General features: G+C 68.1%; 14 protein-coding genes and 1 tRNA gene. 7 read left to right on the top strand and 8 right to left on the bottom strand.

Annotated features, from left to right (window positions below):
* Positions 1–56: 56 nt before the first annotated feature.
* The 3 genes from E5P3_RS26350 to E5P3_RS26340 form a co-directional block, all read right to left on the bottom strand.
* Positions 57–497 (bottom strand): hypothetical protein, encoded by a 441-nt coding sequence (locus E5P3_RS26350; protein WP_162588655.1) that lies wholly within the window; start codon positions 495–497, stop codon positions 57–59.
* A 163-nt stretch (positions 498–660) separates the two neighbouring features.
* A tRNA-Met gene (locus E5P3_RS26345) sits at positions 661–737 on the bottom strand.
* A 33-nt stretch (positions 738–770) separates the two neighbouring features.
* Entirely contained in the window at positions 771–2318 is a 1548-nt protein-coding gene (locus E5P3_RS26340; protein ID WP_162588654.1) for a vWA domain-containing protein, read from the bottom strand.
* Positions 2319–2452: 134 nt separating this feature from the next.
* Between E5P3_RS26340 and E5P3_RS26335 the strand changes: the two genes are divergently transcribed.
* Both E5P3_RS26335 and E5P3_RS26330 read left to right on the top strand, forming a co-directional pair.
* On the top strand, positions 2453–3121 hold the full coding sequence (locus tag E5P3_RS26335) for a sigma-70 family RNA polymerase sigma factor (protein WP_232073316.1): 669 nt from the start codon (positions 2453–2455) through the stop codon (positions 3119–3121).
* Complete coding sequence (locus E5P3_RS26330; RefSeq protein ID WP_162588653.1) at positions 3118–4380, top strand: hypothetical protein; 1263 nt, start codon at positions 3118–3120, stop codon at positions 4378–4380. The genes E5P3_RS26335 and E5P3_RS26330 overlap by 4 nt, the downstream gene beginning before the upstream one ends.
* A gap of 1 nt (position 4381) precedes the next feature.
* Here E5P3_RS26330 and E5P3_RS26325 read toward each other — a convergent pair whose 3' ends face one another.
* From E5P3_RS26325 to E5P3_RS26310, 4 genes are all read right to left on the bottom strand, one after another.
* On the bottom strand, positions 4382–5161 hold the full coding sequence (locus tag E5P3_RS26325; protein ID WP_162588652.1) for an enoyl-CoA hydratase: 780 nt from the start codon (positions 5159–5161) through the stop codon (positions 4382–4384).
* Between the two features lie 47 nt (positions 5162–5208).
* Positions 5209–7002, bottom strand: a complete 1794-nt coding sequence (locus tag E5P3_RS26320) for a M61 family metallopeptidase (protein WP_162588651.1) — start codon at positions 7000–7002, stop codon at positions 5209–5211.
* A complete protein-coding gene (locus E5P3_RS26315) occupies positions 7002–7712 on the bottom strand; it encodes a DsbC family protein (RefSeq protein WP_162588650.1) in 711 nt (236 codons plus the stop codon). Before E5P3_RS26315 ends, E5P3_RS26320 begins: the two co-directional genes overlap by 1 nt.
* Before the next feature lie 82 nt (positions 7713–7794).
* The gene (locus tag E5P3_RS26310) at positions 7795–8904 is read right to left on the bottom strand and encodes an FAD-dependent monooxygenase (protein WP_162588649.1); all 1110 of its coding nucleotides are present in this window, start codon (positions 8902–8904) and stop codon (positions 7795–7797) included.
* A gap of 69 nt (positions 8905–8973) precedes the next feature.
* Here E5P3_RS26310 and E5P3_RS26305 point away from each other — a divergent pair, with 69 nt between their 5' ends.
* On the top strand, positions 8974–9858 hold the full coding sequence (locus E5P3_RS26305) for an MOSC domain-containing protein (protein ID WP_162588648.1): 885 nt from the start codon (positions 8974–8976) through the stop codon (positions 9856–9858).
* A gap of 57 nt (positions 9859–9915) precedes the next feature.
* Positions 9916–11007, top strand: a complete 1092-nt coding sequence (gene ychF, locus E5P3_RS26300; RefSeq protein ID WP_162588647.1) for a redox-regulated ATPase YchF — start codon at positions 9916–9918, stop codon at positions 11005–11007.
* Between the two features lie 62 nt (positions 11008–11069).
* Here ychF and E5P3_RS26295 read toward each other — a convergent pair whose 3' ends face one another.
* Positions 11070–11540: a YqaA family protein gene (locus E5P3_RS26295; protein ID WP_162588646.1), complete on the bottom strand. Its 471-nt coding sequence runs from the start codon at positions 11538–11540 to the stop codon at positions 11070–11072.
* A gap of 165 nt (positions 11541–11705) precedes the next feature.
* On the opposite strand from E5P3_RS26295, the gene dusB reads away from it, so the two are divergent.
* Genes dusB through purH form a run of 3 tightly spaced genes read left to right on the top strand, consistent with a single transcriptional unit; the run spans position 11706 to position 14613 of the window.
* Positions 11706–12764, top strand: a complete 1059-nt coding sequence (gene dusB, locus E5P3_RS26290; protein ID WP_162588645.1) for a tRNA dihydrouridine synthase DusB — start codon at positions 11706–11708, stop codon at positions 12762–12764.
* A gap of 30 nt (positions 12765–12794) precedes the next feature.
* Complete coding sequence (locus E5P3_RS26285; RefSeq protein WP_068683508.1) at positions 12795–13031, top strand: Fis family transcriptional regulator; 237 nt, start codon at positions 12795–12797, stop codon at positions 13029–13031.
* Between the two features lie 4 nt (positions 13032–13035).
* Entirely contained in the window at positions 13036–14613 is a 1578-nt protein-coding gene (gene purH, locus E5P3_RS26280) for a bifunctional phosphoribosylaminoimidazolecarboxamide formyltransferase/IMP cyclohydrolase (protein ID WP_162588644.1), read from the top strand.
* Positions 14614–14618 lie beyond the last annotated feature (5 nt).

The following is a 14618-nucleotide window of genomic DNA, read 5'->3' as shown; positions in this document are numbered from 1 at the left end:
CGGCCAGCCCAGGACCCCCCGAGCCCGCTCTCAGCGGGCTTTTTCATGGCTGCCGGTCAATGGGCGCTGCCATGGACTCGCCGCGCAGCCGGGCCGGGTCGGTGCCGACGCATGGGTGGGGGGCGCCGATCCGGCACCAGCCAGCTGTCAGTGCGCTCCGCTGCGAGCCAGTTGATGTGGTCCTGCCGCTTGAAGGCGAGTTCCAGGGCGGCGCGAGCGCGGGCCTTTCGGCGGTCGAGCCAAGCCAGCGGCGTGGTCACGATGAGTCCCCCCAGCGATACAAAGGCCGCGATCAGTGCGGCCACGGTAAGCAGAAGCTGCAGGTCATGCATCTCGAAACCGCCGGCAGTCGGTCGCACGGTCATGGGCGGCGGCGCCGGCGAGGGGAAAAAGGCGAGCTCGACCCAGACGAGCACGAAGGCCAGCACCGTGGCCATCACGAAGGTCCAGGCAAAGAATCGCTGATAGCTCTTGTGTACGGCAGTGGGGGAATCCATCGCGGCCTCCGGCAAACGACGATGGTGCAGGCCAGGAGATAGAAACTTGTCGGACAGGGCGCATGGCGCGTGCCGGATCAAGCCGGAGGCGCAGCACCCCGCACCCGCGCGCCGCAAAGAAAAAAAGCCTGCTATCGATCTGATAGCAGGCTTTTCTTACGGGTGGTGGCTCTTCACGGACTCGAACCGCGGACCTGTGGATTATGATTCCATCGCTCTAACCGACTGAGCTAAAGAGCCGAGCCCAAAATTATAACCCGGCTTGACGCAGCCTCAACCGCCCCTGGGCAGTTTCGCCAGCTCCTCGCTGACCAGCCGCACGATCAGCCGATCCAGCGTCTGCACCGAATAGTTGCTCACGTCGTGTGTCGTCTCGCGGCCGGGGCCGCTGGCCGGGTTGCTCGCCTCCCGGTAGGTCAGGAACACGAAGCGTCCGCCGGTGTACTGGGCGATCTGCCGCTGGATGTACTCGCCCTGCTTGTCCAGCCCGCTCGCGCCGACGCTGAACACCTTGATGCCTTTCCCCAGCGCAGCCATCATGTCCTCGTCGTACTGGGGCCCGCCGTAGTCCAGATGCGGCGGGGCGTCGGCCAGCAGCACCACCAGGCGCGTCGCGCCGGTGCCGCGCCAGCTCAGCCGGTGCACGGCCTCGTGCAGCGCCTCGTTCATCGCCTCCGGGTAGTCGCCGCCGGCATTCGCCTGCAGCGCGTCGAGCACGGACTGGAAGGCGCCCAGGTCGTTGGTGAAGTCATGCCGGCGCACCAGGAATTCGTCGCCGCGGTCGCGGTAGGCCACCAGGCCGAAGCAGGTGTCGGGCCGGATCGGCAGGCGGGCCACCTCGTTGGCGATGCTGCGCAGGCTGGCCTTGAGCTTGCCGATCTCGTCGCCCATGGAGCCGGTGGCATCGATCAGGAAGACCAGGTCGAGCCGGGCCCGCTGCGGGGCCGCAGCCTCGTTGAGCACCAGCTCGACGGCGCTCTTCTGTCCACGGTGCAGGAAGGCCGTGCCTTGGTGGTCGCTCTTGCGCACGGCTACTTCGTAGACCGCGCTGCCCGAGGGATCGAAGGCTTGGGGATGCAGCCACGCGCGGCCGGCCGCGTCAGTGCGTGCCCACATGGCGGCGCCGCTCGCGGCCTGGACCGCGACCTCGGCATCGGGTACGGGGTCGCCGCGCCGGTTGCGTACCTGCAGCAGGTAGCGCTCCCTCACCTCGCGTTCGCGATGGGCCACCTGGGTGCGCTGGCGGAATTGCAGGTAGGCCGCGAAGTCAGCATTGTCGTCAACCATGCCGGCGGTGACGATCTCCTGCGCCGGACGTGGGCGCTGGGTGAGCTGCGGGGTGGGCGCGGGCGGCGCGAAGCGCGGCGCCGCCTCGGCTTCGGCCGCCAGCGCCTCCTTGGCGGCGCGCGCCGGCGGGCTGGCGGGGGCCGGCATGGCGGCTGCGGCGTCGGCCGAAGCCTCGCCGGGCGAGATGCGGCGGACCCGCTCCTCGCGCGCCAAGCGGGAGGGGGCTGCGCCGGAGCCGCCCGTGACCGTCGCTTCGTCGCGCTGGCCCGCCATGCGGCCCGGCGTCTCCGACGTCTGCACCGGCCGCGCGCAATGGGCGGCCGAGGGCGCCTGGAAGTTCGGCACCGTGCGTGCCACCACCCGGGCCGGCCAGTGTGGCGAAGGAAAGATCGGCGGTTCGGGTTGGGGCGCCGGCGTGGGCCAATGCGCGAGCCCAGGTGCGATTTCGGTGGCGCTGCAGGCGCTGAGCAGGAGCTGGGCACACAGCAGCGCCGCGGCCGAGCGTTGGACAAGTCGGGAAGGGCGAGGAATCATCAGCAGCTCCGGTTGTGGGATGCAAGCTGATACGGCGGGCGCCGCCGCCGCGGGTTAGCGCGCCGCGTATTTTTGCGCTATCGCTAACCCCGGCCATCGCCGCCGTTCGTAGAACGAGAGGTGAAAATCTGCCGATGCTTGCGCCACCCGCCGCGAACCCCGCGCTCCACGCCACGATGCCGGACGACCAGTTGATGCTTGCCTACGCCGACGGCGACACCGGTGCGTTCGACACGCTCTACGCGCGTCACGAGAGCGCGTTGCTCCGCTTCGTGCGGCGCCTCATGGGCGTTCGGCTCGCAGCGGAGGTCGAGGAGGTCTTCCAGGAGACCTGGATGCGCATCATCGCGGCCCGGCAAAGCTTCTCGCCGCAGGGCGCGAGCTGGCGCACCTGGGCCTTCACGATCGCGCACAACCTGGCCATGGACCGGCTGCGCCTGAGCGGGCGCGAAGTCACCTTCTACGCCCATGACGAGGACGGCGACGGCCTCGAGGCGGCGCGCCTGTTCAGCCGCGGTTTGCTGAACGGGGGCGGGACACCTTCCGATGCCGCCCATCCGTCGGCCGAGGAGTTGGCCTTCTGGCGCGCCGCCGGCCGCCGTCTGCTGGCTTGCCTCGATGAGCTGCCGGACGAGCAACGCTCGGCCTTCCTGCTTCACCACGAGGATGGCTTCACGGTCGAGCTGATGGCGCAGACGCTGGATATCAATTTCGAAACCGTGCGCAGCCGCCTGCGCTACGGGCTCAAGAAGCTGCGCGCCTGCATGGAGCGCTACCTGACGGTGCTGGAGCGTCGCCCATGAGCAGCACGACGGACGACAACAGCACCGGCGACCTCCGCGACGAGGCGCTGCGGCGCGCACTTCTGCATGCGCCGGATCACACGGTGGCGCCGAATTGGCGCCTGCGCAAGGCGATCCTCGACCACGCGCACGAGGCGGTGATGCCTTTCGCGGCGCCCGGCGCGCCCGAGCCCGCTCGGCCCTGGTGGCAGCGGCTGTTGGGCATCGGTGGCGGCCAGGAGGGTGGTGGCCGCCTGCCCTGGAACGCCGCCTTTGCGACTGTGCTGGTCGGCGTGCTGATCGCGGTGCTCTGGCAACGCGAGCCCGTGCCCGGCGTGCGTCCCGATGGCGAGGCACTGGTCCGCGCGCCAGCGCAGCGCAGCGAGGCCCCGGCCGCGCCGGCCCCCCCGCCGTCGGCTGCGCCTGCGCCAGCGCCCGCCTTCCCACCTCCGACGACAGAACGGGCGTTGCCCTCAAGCCAGGACATCCCGGGCGGCCCGGCTCCTGCGCCGCAGGCGGCAACGGAACCGACCCCGGTGCCGACCCCGGCGCAAGGCGCTCGCCCCCCCCTCTCGGCGGAACGCCCTGTGCTCGCTCACGCGCCTTCCGAGCTGGCTCGGCGGCAAGCCGACAAGGCGGCACTGTCCGCATCGGCCGGCGCAGCCGCGAAGGAGCCTGGGAAGAAAGAGGCCCCTGCACCCGCGGGCCAATCCGCGCCTGCGCCCGCTGCGGCGGCGCCTGCCGCACCCGTGGCACCTCCGGCCGCGCCCGGGGCTGTCCGTGATGCCGCCGAGCCCGCGCGCGAGCTGCGCGCCGCTGCGGCGCCACCCGCGCGCACCGGATCGCCCGAACTGCCCAGTTTCTCCGCGCTCTCGCAATGGAGCCGCCTCACCATCACGCAGCGAGGCGGCGCCAGCCGCAGCCTGTCGCGTTCGGAGGCGCAGGACCTCAACGCCCTGCTGGGATCGGCCGCGATCTCGGCGGTCGGCGCCCAACCGTTGGCGGGCGCGCCGGAATGGCGTGTCACGCTGGAGCGCAGCAACGGCGATGTGATGGCAACCTTCGAATTGGGGCGCAGCCAGGTGCGCTGGCGTGAGGGGCGCGGGGCGGCGTCGACGGGTACGCCCTCGCCGGGATCGGTGGCAGCCTTGCGCGAGGCCTTGCAAAGGGCCGTGGAGCACCCGGTGCAGCCTGCGTCGCCGCCCCAGTTGCAGTTGAAGCTGGCGCCGCACCAGCCGGCCGAGTCCGAGACGGTGCCGCCCGCGGCACCGCCCCGCTAGTTCATTCGTGCTTGAAGGCTGGCTTGCGCTTGTTGACGAAGGCGTCCATGCCTTCCTTCTGGTCGGTGGTGGCGAAGAGCGCGTGGAAGAGCCGGCGCTCGAACATCACGCCGTCCGCCAGGCCGCTTTCGAAGGCGCGATTGACCGACTCCTTGGCGGCCATCACCGCCACCTGCGAGAAGTCGGCGATCACGAGCGCCGCGCCGAGCGCCTCGTCCATCAGCTTGTCATACGGGACGACGCGGCTCACCAGGCCCGAGCGCTCGGCCTCGGCCGCATCCATCATGCGGCCGGTCAGCGCCATGTCCATGGCCTTGGCCTTGCCCACGGCGCGTGGCAGGCGCTGCGTGCCGCCGGCGCCCGGGATCACGCCGAGTTTGATTTCCGGCTGGCCGAACTTCGCGTTGTCGGCCGCGATGATGAAGTCGCACATCATCGCCAGCTCGCAGCCGCCGCCGAGCGCGAAGCCGCTCACCGCCGCGATCACCGGCTTGCGCACGCTTCGGATGGTTTCCCAGTTGCGCGTGATGTAGTCGCCCTTGTAGACGTCGACGAAGCTATAGCTCGCCATGGCGCCGATGTCCGCGCCCGCGGCGAAGGCGCGTTCGCTGCCGGTCACGATGATGCAGCCGACGGCCGGGTCGGCGTCGAAGGCCTTGAGCGCGTCGCCGAGCTCGGTCATCAGCGCGTCGTTGAGCGCGTTCAGGGCCTTGGGCCGGTTCAGCGTCACGATGCCGACCTTGCCGGCCTCGGTACGGACTTCGATGTTCTCGTAGCTCATGAGGATCTCCTTGAAGGGAACAAATCGGGAGCGGCTCGTCGCCGTTTTTACTGCGGTGCCAGCCACCGCGCGAGCTTGGCAGCATCCTGCACGGCCAGCCGCAAGGTCGTCACGCCGGTGGGCAGCGTGAGCGGCAACCGCAGAAGGCGCCGGTCGCGCGCCACCAGCGCGGTGATCTTCTTGAGCGCGCCGAGGTAGAGCGCGAGGTCATCGAGCCGCGCGATGCGCCAGCCCTGTGCCGGACGGCCCTTGGCAGCGGCCAGCTCGATGCCGATCCACTCGTCGTTGGCCGAGAAGCCGGCCTGCTCGGCCGCGCCGCCGCGCAACACCATCTTGACCTGCACGCTGCCGCCCGACTCCGCCACGCGCATGCCCAGTTCCTGCGCGCGCTGGGACGGATCGTCGTTCGAGGCGATACCGTGCCGGCTCAGCAGCTCAACCAGCGGCAGCTCCTCGGTCGAATGAACCCAGCGCGCGATCTCGTCCGAGAAGGAACGGCCCCCGACGGTTTCCAGCGCGGCGGCAAAGTCGGCCTCGGCCACGGGCCCGCCGCCGCTGCGCTTCCACATCAGCCGCATCACGTCGTCGAGCGAGCCGCCGCCTTCGGCGCGCAGAGTCAGGTCGAAGCACAGGGCGACCAGCGCGCCCTTGGTGTAGTAGCTGATGGTGGTGTTGGCAGTCTGCTCGTCCTGTCGGTAGTACTTGACCCAGGCATCGAAGCTCGCTTGCGCCACCGACTGAACATGACGGCCCGGCGCCTGCAGCACCTGGTTGGCGGTCTTGTTGAGCAGGCGCAGGTAGCCCGCGTCATCCAGATGGCCGGCGCGGCGAAGCAGCAGGTCGTCGTAGTAGCTGGTGAAGCCCTCGAAGAGCCACAGGAGCTGCGTGTAGTTCTCCTGGCCGTAGTCGTAGTGTTCGAACTCGGCAGGGCGCAGGCGCTTCACGTTCCAGGTATGGAAATATTCGTGGCTGACCAGGCCCAGCAGGGTGGTGTAGCCATCACCCTGCTTCTTGAGTCCGTGCTGCGGCAAGTCGCGCCGCGTGCAGATCAGCGCCGTCGAATGGCGATGCTCGAGGCCGCCGTAGCCGTCGTCCACCGCGTTGAGCATGAAGACGTAGCGGTCGTGCGGCGGCTTCGGCCCACCGCGCTTGCCGACCTTGGCGCCGTGCCAGAAGCGCATCTGCGTCTCGCAGATGGCGCGCGTGTCGGCGATCAGGCGCTCGCCGTCGAAGGAGGGCGGTGCGCCCGCGACCACGAAGCGGTGCGGCACGCCGCAGGCCTCGAACTCGGCGCTCCAGAAGGCGCCCATCTCGACCGGGCTGTCGGCGAGCTCGTCGTAGCCGGCGGCAAGGTAGCTGCCGAAGCCCTGGCGGTCGGTCTTGACGGGCTTCAGGGCCGTGGCGCAGGACCAGCGTTCCTCGTCCGGCTGGAGCGCGGGTGAGACGATCTCGATCGCATGCGGCCCGTCGGCCTGGCCCTCGACGCGCAGGCAGAGGCTGGTGCCGTTGAAGAAGGCCCGCGCGCTGTCCAGCCAGGCGGTGCGCACCGAGTTGTCGTACGCGCAGACCTGGTAGCGCAGTTCCAGCGGCTTGTCCGGTGTGCAGTCGATCTGCCAGCTGTGCTTGTCGAGCTGCTGCACGGCCGGCTTGCGCCGGCCCTGGCTGGCCTGCAGCTGCTGCAGGTTCTTCGAGAACTCGCGCACCAGGTAGCTGCCCGGGATCCACACCGGCAGGGAGACGCGCTGACCCGCGTCAGGCCGTTCGATGCGAAGCGTGATGGCGAACAGGTGCGCGTTGCGGTCCGCGCATTCGACGCGGTAGTGGATGGCCGCCGCGACCATCAGTTGATCGCGGCGAGTTGCTTCTCGACCTGCGCGGCCGGAATCGCTCCGGGGGCGCGCGTGCCGTCGCTGAAGATCAACGTGGGCGTGCCGGTGATGTTGTACTTCTGGCCGAACTCGCGGTTGCGCGTGAGCGCGGCGGTATCGCACTCGGCCGTCTCGGGCGTGATGCCGCGCTGCATCCAGTCGGCCCAGGCCTTGGCCTTGTCCTTGGCGCACCAGATGTTGCGCGACTTGGTCACCGAGTCCGGGCCCAGCACCGGATAGAGGAAGAGATGGATCGTCACGTTGTCGACCTTGGTCAGGTCGCGCTCGAACTGCTTGCAATAGCCGCAGTTCGGATCCTCGAAGACCGCGAGCTTGCGCTTGCCGTTGCCGCGCACGATCTTGAAGGCGTCCTTCACGGGCAGCTTGTCGAAGGCGACCTCGCTGAGCTTCTCGACGCGCTCCTCGGTCAGGTTGCGCCGCGCCTTGACATCGATCAGGTTGCCCTGCAGCAGGTAGTTGCCCTGCTCGTCGGTGTAGAAGATCTCGAAGCCGTTGATGCGCACTTCGTAGAGCCCCGGCATCGGTGCCTTGCGGATCTCGTCGATCTTGGCGAACTGCGGGATGCGCGCGGCCAGGTTCTGGCGGATCTCGGCTTCGCCGGCCGTGGCGCCCAGGCTGCAGCCGAATGCGAGCGCGGCAAGAAGAACGGATGCGGATTTCATGGTGGTGGTCTTGCTTGCGGAATTCAGTGGGTACCTTCGCGTTCGGCTGCGGTGCTATTCGCCTTCGGAGCGGCCGTGCGGCTCATGCCAAGCCCATGGCCTGCTTGGCGACCCAGTTCTTGATGAGCCGCGTGCGGTCGAAGCCGCGCATGCCCCAGTTGCGCAGGGCCGGCAGCGGGTCGGCGCTGTGCGCGAAAAGCTGCTGCAGGCCGTCGGTGGCGAGGCTCATGGCCAATACCTCGGCCCGGCGCGAGCGTTCGTAGGCGCGCAGCAGCCGGGCGTCGCCCACGCTGCGCCAGTAGTCGCGGTCCTTGATGACATTCGCCAGCGCCGCGGCATCGGCCAGGCCCAGGTTGAGGCCCTGGCCCGCCAGTGGATGCACCGTGTGCGCCGCGTCGCCGGCCAGCGCCCAGGCGTTGCCGTCGGCGAGCCGGCCAGTCCAACGGTCTGCGATGGCGCGCTGCAGCGGCCAGGACGCGCGCTCGCTGACCAGGCGCACCGCGCCCAGCGCACCGTGGCTGGCCTCGTGCAAGGCGGCGTTGAACTGCTCGGCCGTCAGCGCGAGCAGCTCCGGTGCGCGGAACTGATCGACCGACCACACCAGCGCGAGCTGCTTGCCGCTCATCGGCAGCAGCGCGAACACCTCGCCCCGGTCGTTGAACCATTGGCGCGCGGCACCGTCGTGCGGCTCGTCGGCCACCAGGCGGGCGGCGATCGCGTGCTGCGGATAGCGCGTGACCTCATAGCGCACGCCGAGCGTCTCGCGGGTGGCGCTGATGCGGCCTTCGCAGACCACCGTGAGCGGCGACTGCACAGGCTCGGCCACGACTTCGATGCGGGACTGGAAGCGAACGGCGTCGGCGAGCTGCTGCTCCAGCGCCGGCACGTCGACGATCCAGGCCAGCGCCTCCACCTTCTGCCGCGCCGCATGGAACTGCACGCGGCCACCTTCGTCGCCATGTACCAGCATTTCGCGCACCGGCGTGGCATGCGGCGCATCGGGCCAGCCGCGCAGGGTCTCGAGCAAGGCCTTCGAGGCCGCGTTGAGGGCATAGGCGCGGACGTCCTCCTTTTCAGCCGCTGCTGCGGGCGCCACCAGCGCGACGCGGACGCGCTCGCGCGCCAGCAGCAACGCCAGCGTTCGGCCGACGATGCCGGCGCCGCGAATGCAAACCTCGGGAGGAAGAGCCATCGGGGCATTGTAGGAGGCCGATGCGGCCGACGTGCGGGACAATCGCCCGCTTCAGCCAAGGATTCGCCCGTGACCGCTCCGTCCAATTTCGACCTGCAGGCGACCATCGCCCGCCTCTTCGTCTATCCGATCAAATCCTGCGCCGGCGTCGAGCTGCCCGAGGCGCTGCTTACCGAAACCGGACTGGAATTCGATCGCGCCTGGATGGTGGTCGACGCCGATGGCGAGTTCGTCACCCAGCGCGAGCTGCCGCGCATGGCGCTGATCCGTCCACAGATGAAGCACTCGGAGATGGTGCTGCGCGCGCCCGGCATGCTGGCGCTGCACATTGCGTTCGACCGGGTCGAGCAGCCGGTGCGCGTGCGGGTCTGGAATGACGAAGTGGCCGCTTACGACATGGGCGACATCGCGGCCCAATGGTTCAGCGACTTCCTGTCGCAGCCCGGTCGTCCGCAGAAGCTGCGGCTGGTGCGCTTCGACCCCGAGCACAAGCGGCTGTCGAGCCTGAAGTGGACCGGCGGCATCGAGGCGCAGAACCAGTTTGCCGATGGCTATCCGCTGCTGGTGGCGAGCGAGGGATCGCTGGGCGAACTCAATGCGCGACTCGCCGCGCGGGGCCACGCGGCGGTCGGCATCGAACGCTTCCGCCCCAACATCGTGCTGGCCGGGCTCGAGGCGCACGACGAGGACCGTGTGGAGCTGCTGCATGTGCGCACCGGCGAGGGCGACGCACGCCTGCAGCCGGTGAAGCCCTGCACGCGCTGCCCGATTCCCGACATCGACCCGGCCACGGCCGACAGCAGCCCCGAGGTGGGCGACATGCTGCGGACCTACCGCGCCGATCCGCGCGTCGCCGGCGCCATCACTTTCGGCATGAACGCGATCGTGCTCGAGGGCATCGAGCACATGTTGCGGCGCGGGCAGCCGGTCGGCGCCAACCTGCGCTTCGAGTGAGGGTGAAGCGGCGCGCCTAAAATCCGCGCTTCCCCAAAGCATCCTGAAAGTCCCGCCATGAGTCTCCAGTGCGGCATCGTCGGCCTGCCCAACGTCGGCAAGTCCACCCTTTTCAACGCCTTGACCAAGGCTGGCATCGCGGCCGAGAACTATCCCTTCTGCACCATCGAGCCCAACGTCGGCGTCGTCGAGGTGCCCGATTCGCGGCTCGCCCAGCTGGCCGAGATCGTGAAGCCGGAGCGCGTCGTGCCGGCCATCGTCGAGTTCGTCGACATCGCAGGCCTGGTGGCCGGCGCCAGCAAGGGCGAAGGCCTGGGCAACCAGTTCCTGGCCCACATCCGCGAAACCGACGCCATCGTCAATGTGGTGCGCTGCTTCGAGGACGACAACGTTGTCCATGTCGCCGGCAAGGTCGACCCCATCTCCGACATCGAGGTGATCCAGACCGAGCTGTGCCTGGCCGACCTGGCCACCGTCGAGAAGGCACTGCAGCGCCATACCAAGACCGCGCGCTCGGGCGACAAGGAGGCCATCAAGCTGGTGGCCCTGCTCGAGAAATGCCAGGCTGCGCTCAACGACAACAAGCCGGTGCGCACGGTCGAGTTCAGCAAGGAAGACAAGCCGCTGATCAAGCAGTTCTCGCTCATCACCGCGAAGCCTGCGATGTTCGTCGGCAACGTGGCCGAGGACGGGTTCGAGAACAACCCCTTCCTGGACCGGCTGCGCGAGTACGCGGCGGCCCAGGACGCGCCGGTGGTCGCCATCAGCGCCAAGATCGAATCCGAACTGGCCGACATGGACGAGGAGGACAAGAAGATGTTCCTCGCCGAGATTGGCCAGGACGAGCCCGGCCTCAACCGCTTGATCCGCGCCGCCTACAAGCTGCTGGGCCTGCAGACCTACTTCACCGCCGGCGTGAAGGAGGTGCGCGCCTGGACGATCCACATCGGCGACACCGGCCCGCAGGCGGCCGGTGTGATTCATACCGACTTCGAGAAGGGCTACATCCGCGCGCAGACCATTTCGTTCGCCGACTACATCGCCTACAAGGGCGAGCAGGGCGCGAAGGATGCCGGAAAGATGCGGGCGGAAGGGAAGGAGTACGTCGTCAAGGATGGGGACGTGATGAACTTCCTGTTCAGCGCCTGAACAGGATCACTGTCTATTTCCTCGACAGCCGTGCGGCTTGCTGAGCTGAGCGCCCGTGCGGCTCAGTTCGGCCAGATGTAGAGCAGCGCCACCGTCATCGAGACGTAGCGCGCGAACTTGCCGATCGCCATATAGATCACGCAGGGCCAGAAGGAAAGCTGCAGCCAGCCCGCGACGGCGCAGAGCGGGTCGCCGACGATCGGCAACCAGCTCAGCAGGCAGGCCTTGGGACCGAGCTTCTCGAGCCAGTTCAGCACGCGCATGTGGTGCTTGGAGTGCGAGTACTTGTCGGCCACCTTGTGCGCGCCGTAGCCGATCCACCAATCCACGATGCCGCCGAGCGTGTTGCCCGCTGTGGCAACGCCGACGGCTGGCCAGAACAATTCGGGGTTGAGCTTGAGCAGGCCGAAGAGCGCTGGCTCCGAGCCGACCGGCAGCAATGTGGCCGATATGAAGGCGGCGACGAAAAGCGTGCTTAGCCCGAATTGAGGCAGCGCAAGAAGCGCAAGTGAAGAGTCGAGCCAGGCTTGCATGTGCGCCGCAGTATAGAAAGAAGCGGCCATATGCGGGGCTAGCGTATAGATCGAAGCGTTGGCTACCGCACCGGCAAAAGTGCAAATCGTTGCAGCGGCCGCTTCGCGGCACCGCTACAATCGTGCCTCATTTTTCAGCAGCCCCCGGCGCTCGCCACTTCCTCCATGACCCTGCAGATCGGCAACATCGTGCTGGAGAACCGCCTGTTCGTCGCACCCATGGCGGGCGTGACCGACCGGCCTTTCCGCATGTTGTGCCGCGAACTTGGTGCCGGTTATGCCGTGAGCGAGATGGTTACCTCGCGCAAAGAACTGTGGAACTCGCTCAAGACCTCGCGCCGCGCCAACCATGAGGGCGAGCCGGGACCCATTGCGGTCCAGATCGCCGGCACCGATGCCGCCATGATGGCCGAGGCCGCGCAGTACAACATCGAGCGTGGCGCGCAGATCATCGACATCAACATGGGCTGCCCGGCCAAGAAGGTCTGCAACAAGTGGGCCGGCTCCGCATTGATGCGCGACGAGCCGCTGGCACTCGAGATCGTCGAAGCAGTGGTTCGTGCTGCGGCGCCGCACGGCGTGCCGGTCACGCTCAAGATGCGCACGGGTTGGGACGAAGACCACCGCAACGCCGTCGCGCTGGCACGGCGCTTCGAAGATGCCGGCGTACGCATGCTCACGGTACATGGCCGCACGCGCGAGCAGGGCTACAGGGGCGAGGCCGAGTACGACACCATCGCCGCGGTCAAGTCGGCGGTGCGCGTGCCGGTGGCCGCCAACGGCGACATCGACTCGCCCGAGAAGGCGCGCGATGTGCTGGCGCTCACTGGCGCCGATGCGCTGATGGTCGGCCGCGCAGCGCAGGGGCGGCCCTGGATCTTTCGCGAGATCGCGCACTTCCTCGGGACCGGCACGCATCTCGCCCCGCCGCTGGTGGCCGAGGTGCGGCGCCTGATGCTCGACCACCTGCAGCAGCACTACGCGCTCTACGGCGACTACAGCGGCGTGCGCACCGCGCGCAAGCACATTGGCTGGTACGTGCGCGACCTGCCGGGCGGCGAGCGGTTCCGCAGCGAGATAAATGCCATCGAGGATTGCGAGGCGCAGTGGCGCGCTGTCGCGGACTTCTTCGATGTGCTGGCGGCGCAGATGGACCGCATTCCGCCCAACGAAGGCGGCAGCGCGCGAACGCCCAGCGATGAGCAGGCGGACGCGTTGGCATGAAATGAACAACGAAAAGAAGAGCAGAGGGCCATGAGCAAAAAACACATCGAAGACTGCGTGCGAAGCAGCCTGGACAGCTACTTCCGCGATCTGCGTGGCACCGAACCCGACGGCATGTACGACATGCTGGTGCGCGTGGTCGAGAAGCCCTTGCTCGACGTCGTGATGACGCGGGCCGAGGGCAACCAGTCCAAGGCCGCTCAATGGCTGGGCCTGAACCGCAACACGCTGCGCAAGAAGCTGGTCGAACACAAACTCCTGAAATAGCCACATGGCACTGACTGCACTGATTTCCGTCTCCGACAAGACCGGCATCCTCGAATTCGCGCAAGCCCTGCATGCGCTGGACATCCGGCTGCTGTCCACCGGCGGCACCGCCAAGTTGCTGGCCGATGCCGGCCTGCCCGTCACCGAGGTGGCAGAGCTCACCGGCTTTCCCGAGATGCTCGACGGCCGGGTGAAGACACTACACCCCAAGGTGCACGGTGGCCTGCTGGCGCGTCGCGATGTGCCCGCCCACATGGCGGCGCTCGCGCAGCAGGGCATCGACACCATCGATCTGCTGGTGGTCAATCTCTATCCCTTCGAGGCCACTGTCGCCAAGCCTGGCTGCACGCTCGAGGACGCGATCGAGAACATCGACATCGGCGGGCCTGCCATGGTGCGCAGCGCCGCGAAGAACTGGAAGGACGTGGGCGTTCTGACGGACGCCTCGCAATATTCGCAGGCGCTTGCCGAACTGAAGGCCGAAGGCCAGCTCAGCCAGAAGACGAAGTTCGCGTTCTCGGTAGCGGCCTTCAACCGCATCAGCCAGTACGACGGCGCGATCAGCGACTATCTCTCGGGCCTGCAGGACGACGGCACGCATGCGCTGTTCCCGGCACAGAGCAACGGCCGGTTCATCAAGCTGCAGGACCTGCGCTACGGCGAGAACCCCCATCAGCAGGCCGCCTTCTATCGCGACCTGTACCCGGCGCCCGGTTCGCTGGTCAGCGCGAAGCAGCTACAGGGCAAGGAGCTCAGCTACAACAACATCGCCGACGCCGACGCGGCCTGGGAATGCGTGAAGAGCTTCGATACCCCGGCCTGCGTGATCGTCAAGCATGCGAACCCCTGCGGCGTGGCGATCGGAAAAGACGCACACGAGGCCTACGCCAAGGCCTTCAAGACCGACCCCACCTCGGCCTTCGGCGGCATCATTGCCTTCAACCGGCCGCTGGACCGCGCCGCTGCGGAGGCTGTGTCCAAGCAGTTCGTCGAGGTGCTGATGGCGCCCGGCTATGCGCCCGAGGCGCTGGAGGTGTTCAAGAGCAAGGTCAACGTCCGCATCCTGGAGATCGCGCTACCCCCGGGCGGCAAGACGGCCTGGGAACAAGGCCGTAACCTGGTGGACGTCAAGCGTATCGGCTCCGGGTTGCTCATGCAGACGGCGGACAACCGCGAGCTGTCGATCGACGAGCTCAAGGTGGTGACGAAGAAGCAGCCAACGCCGCAGCAGTTGCAGGATCTTCTGTTCGCCTGGAAGGTCGCGAAGTACGTCAAGAGCAACGCCATCGTGTTCTGCGCCGACGGCATGACCATGGGCGTGGGTGCGGGTCAGATGAGCCGCCTCGATTCGGCGCGCATCGCGAGCATCAAGGCGCAGCACGCGGGCCTGTCGCTGTCGGGCACGGCGGTGGCCAGCGATGCCTTCTTCCCGTTCCGCGACGGATTGGACGTGGTAGTCGATGCCGGGGCGGGCTGCGTGATCCAGCCCGGCGGTTCGATGCGCGATCAAGAGGTGATCGATGCCGCGGACGAGCGCGGCGTGGCAATGGTGTTCTCAGGCGTTCGCCATTTCCGGCACTGAGCGGA

Source organism: Variovorax sp. RA8, from assembly GCF_901827175.1.
Lineage (GTDB): Bacteria > Pseudomonadota > Gammaproteobacteria > Burkholderiales > Burkholderiaceae_C > Variovorax.
This window is presented reverse-complemented; position numbering and strand designations above follow the sequence as displayed.

Coding starts and splice junctions, on each gene's coding strand:
- E5P3_RS26350 (WP_162588655.1), bottom strand. CDS start 497: ATGGATTCCCCCACTGCCGTACACAAGAGCTATCAGCGATTCTTTGCC.
- E5P3_RS26315 (WP_162588650.1), bottom strand. CDS start 7,712: ATGAAATCCGCATCCGTTCTTCTTGCCGCGCTCGCATTCGGCTGCAGC.
- E5P3_RS26310 (WP_162588649.1), bottom strand. CDS start 8,904: ATGGCTCTTCCTCCCGAGGTTTGCATTCGCGGCGCCGGCATCGTCGGC.
- E5P3_RS26335 (WP_232073316.1), top strand. CDS start 2,453: ATGCTTGCGCCACCCGCCGCGAACCCCGCGCTCCACGCCACGATGCCG.
- E5P3_RS26340 (WP_162588654.1), bottom strand. CDS start 2,318: ATGATTCCTCGCCCTTCCCGACTTGTCCAACGCTCGGCCGCGGCGCTG.
- dusB (WP_162588645.1), top strand. CDS start 11,706: ATGACCCTGCAGATCGGCAACATCGTGCTGGAGAACCGCCTGTTCGTC.
- purH (WP_162588644.1), top strand. CDS start 13,036: ATGGCACTGACTGCACTGATTTCCGTCTCCGACAAGACCGGCATCCTC.
- ychF (WP_162588647.1), top strand. CDS start 9,916: ATGAGTCTCCAGTGCGGCATCGTCGGCCTGCCCAACGTCGGCAAGTCC.
- E5P3_RS26325 (WP_162588652.1), bottom strand. CDS start 5,161: ATGAGCTACGAGAACATCGAAGTCCGTACCGAGGCCGGCAAGGTCGGC.
- E5P3_RS26295 (WP_162588646.1), bottom strand. CDS start 11,540: ATGCAAGCCTGGCTCGACTCTTCACTTGCGCTTCTTGCGCTGCCTCAA.
- E5P3_RS26320 (WP_162588651.1), bottom strand. CDS start 7,002: ATGGTCGCGGCGGCCATCCACTACCGCGTCGAATGCGCGGACCGCAAC.
- E5P3_RS26285 (WP_068683508.1), top strand. CDS start 12,795: ATGAGCAAAAAACACATCGAAGACTGCGTGCGAAGCAGCCTGGACAGC.
- E5P3_RS26330 (WP_162588653.1), top strand. CDS start 3,118: ATGAGCAGCACGACGGACGACAACAGCACCGGCGACCTCCGCGACGAG.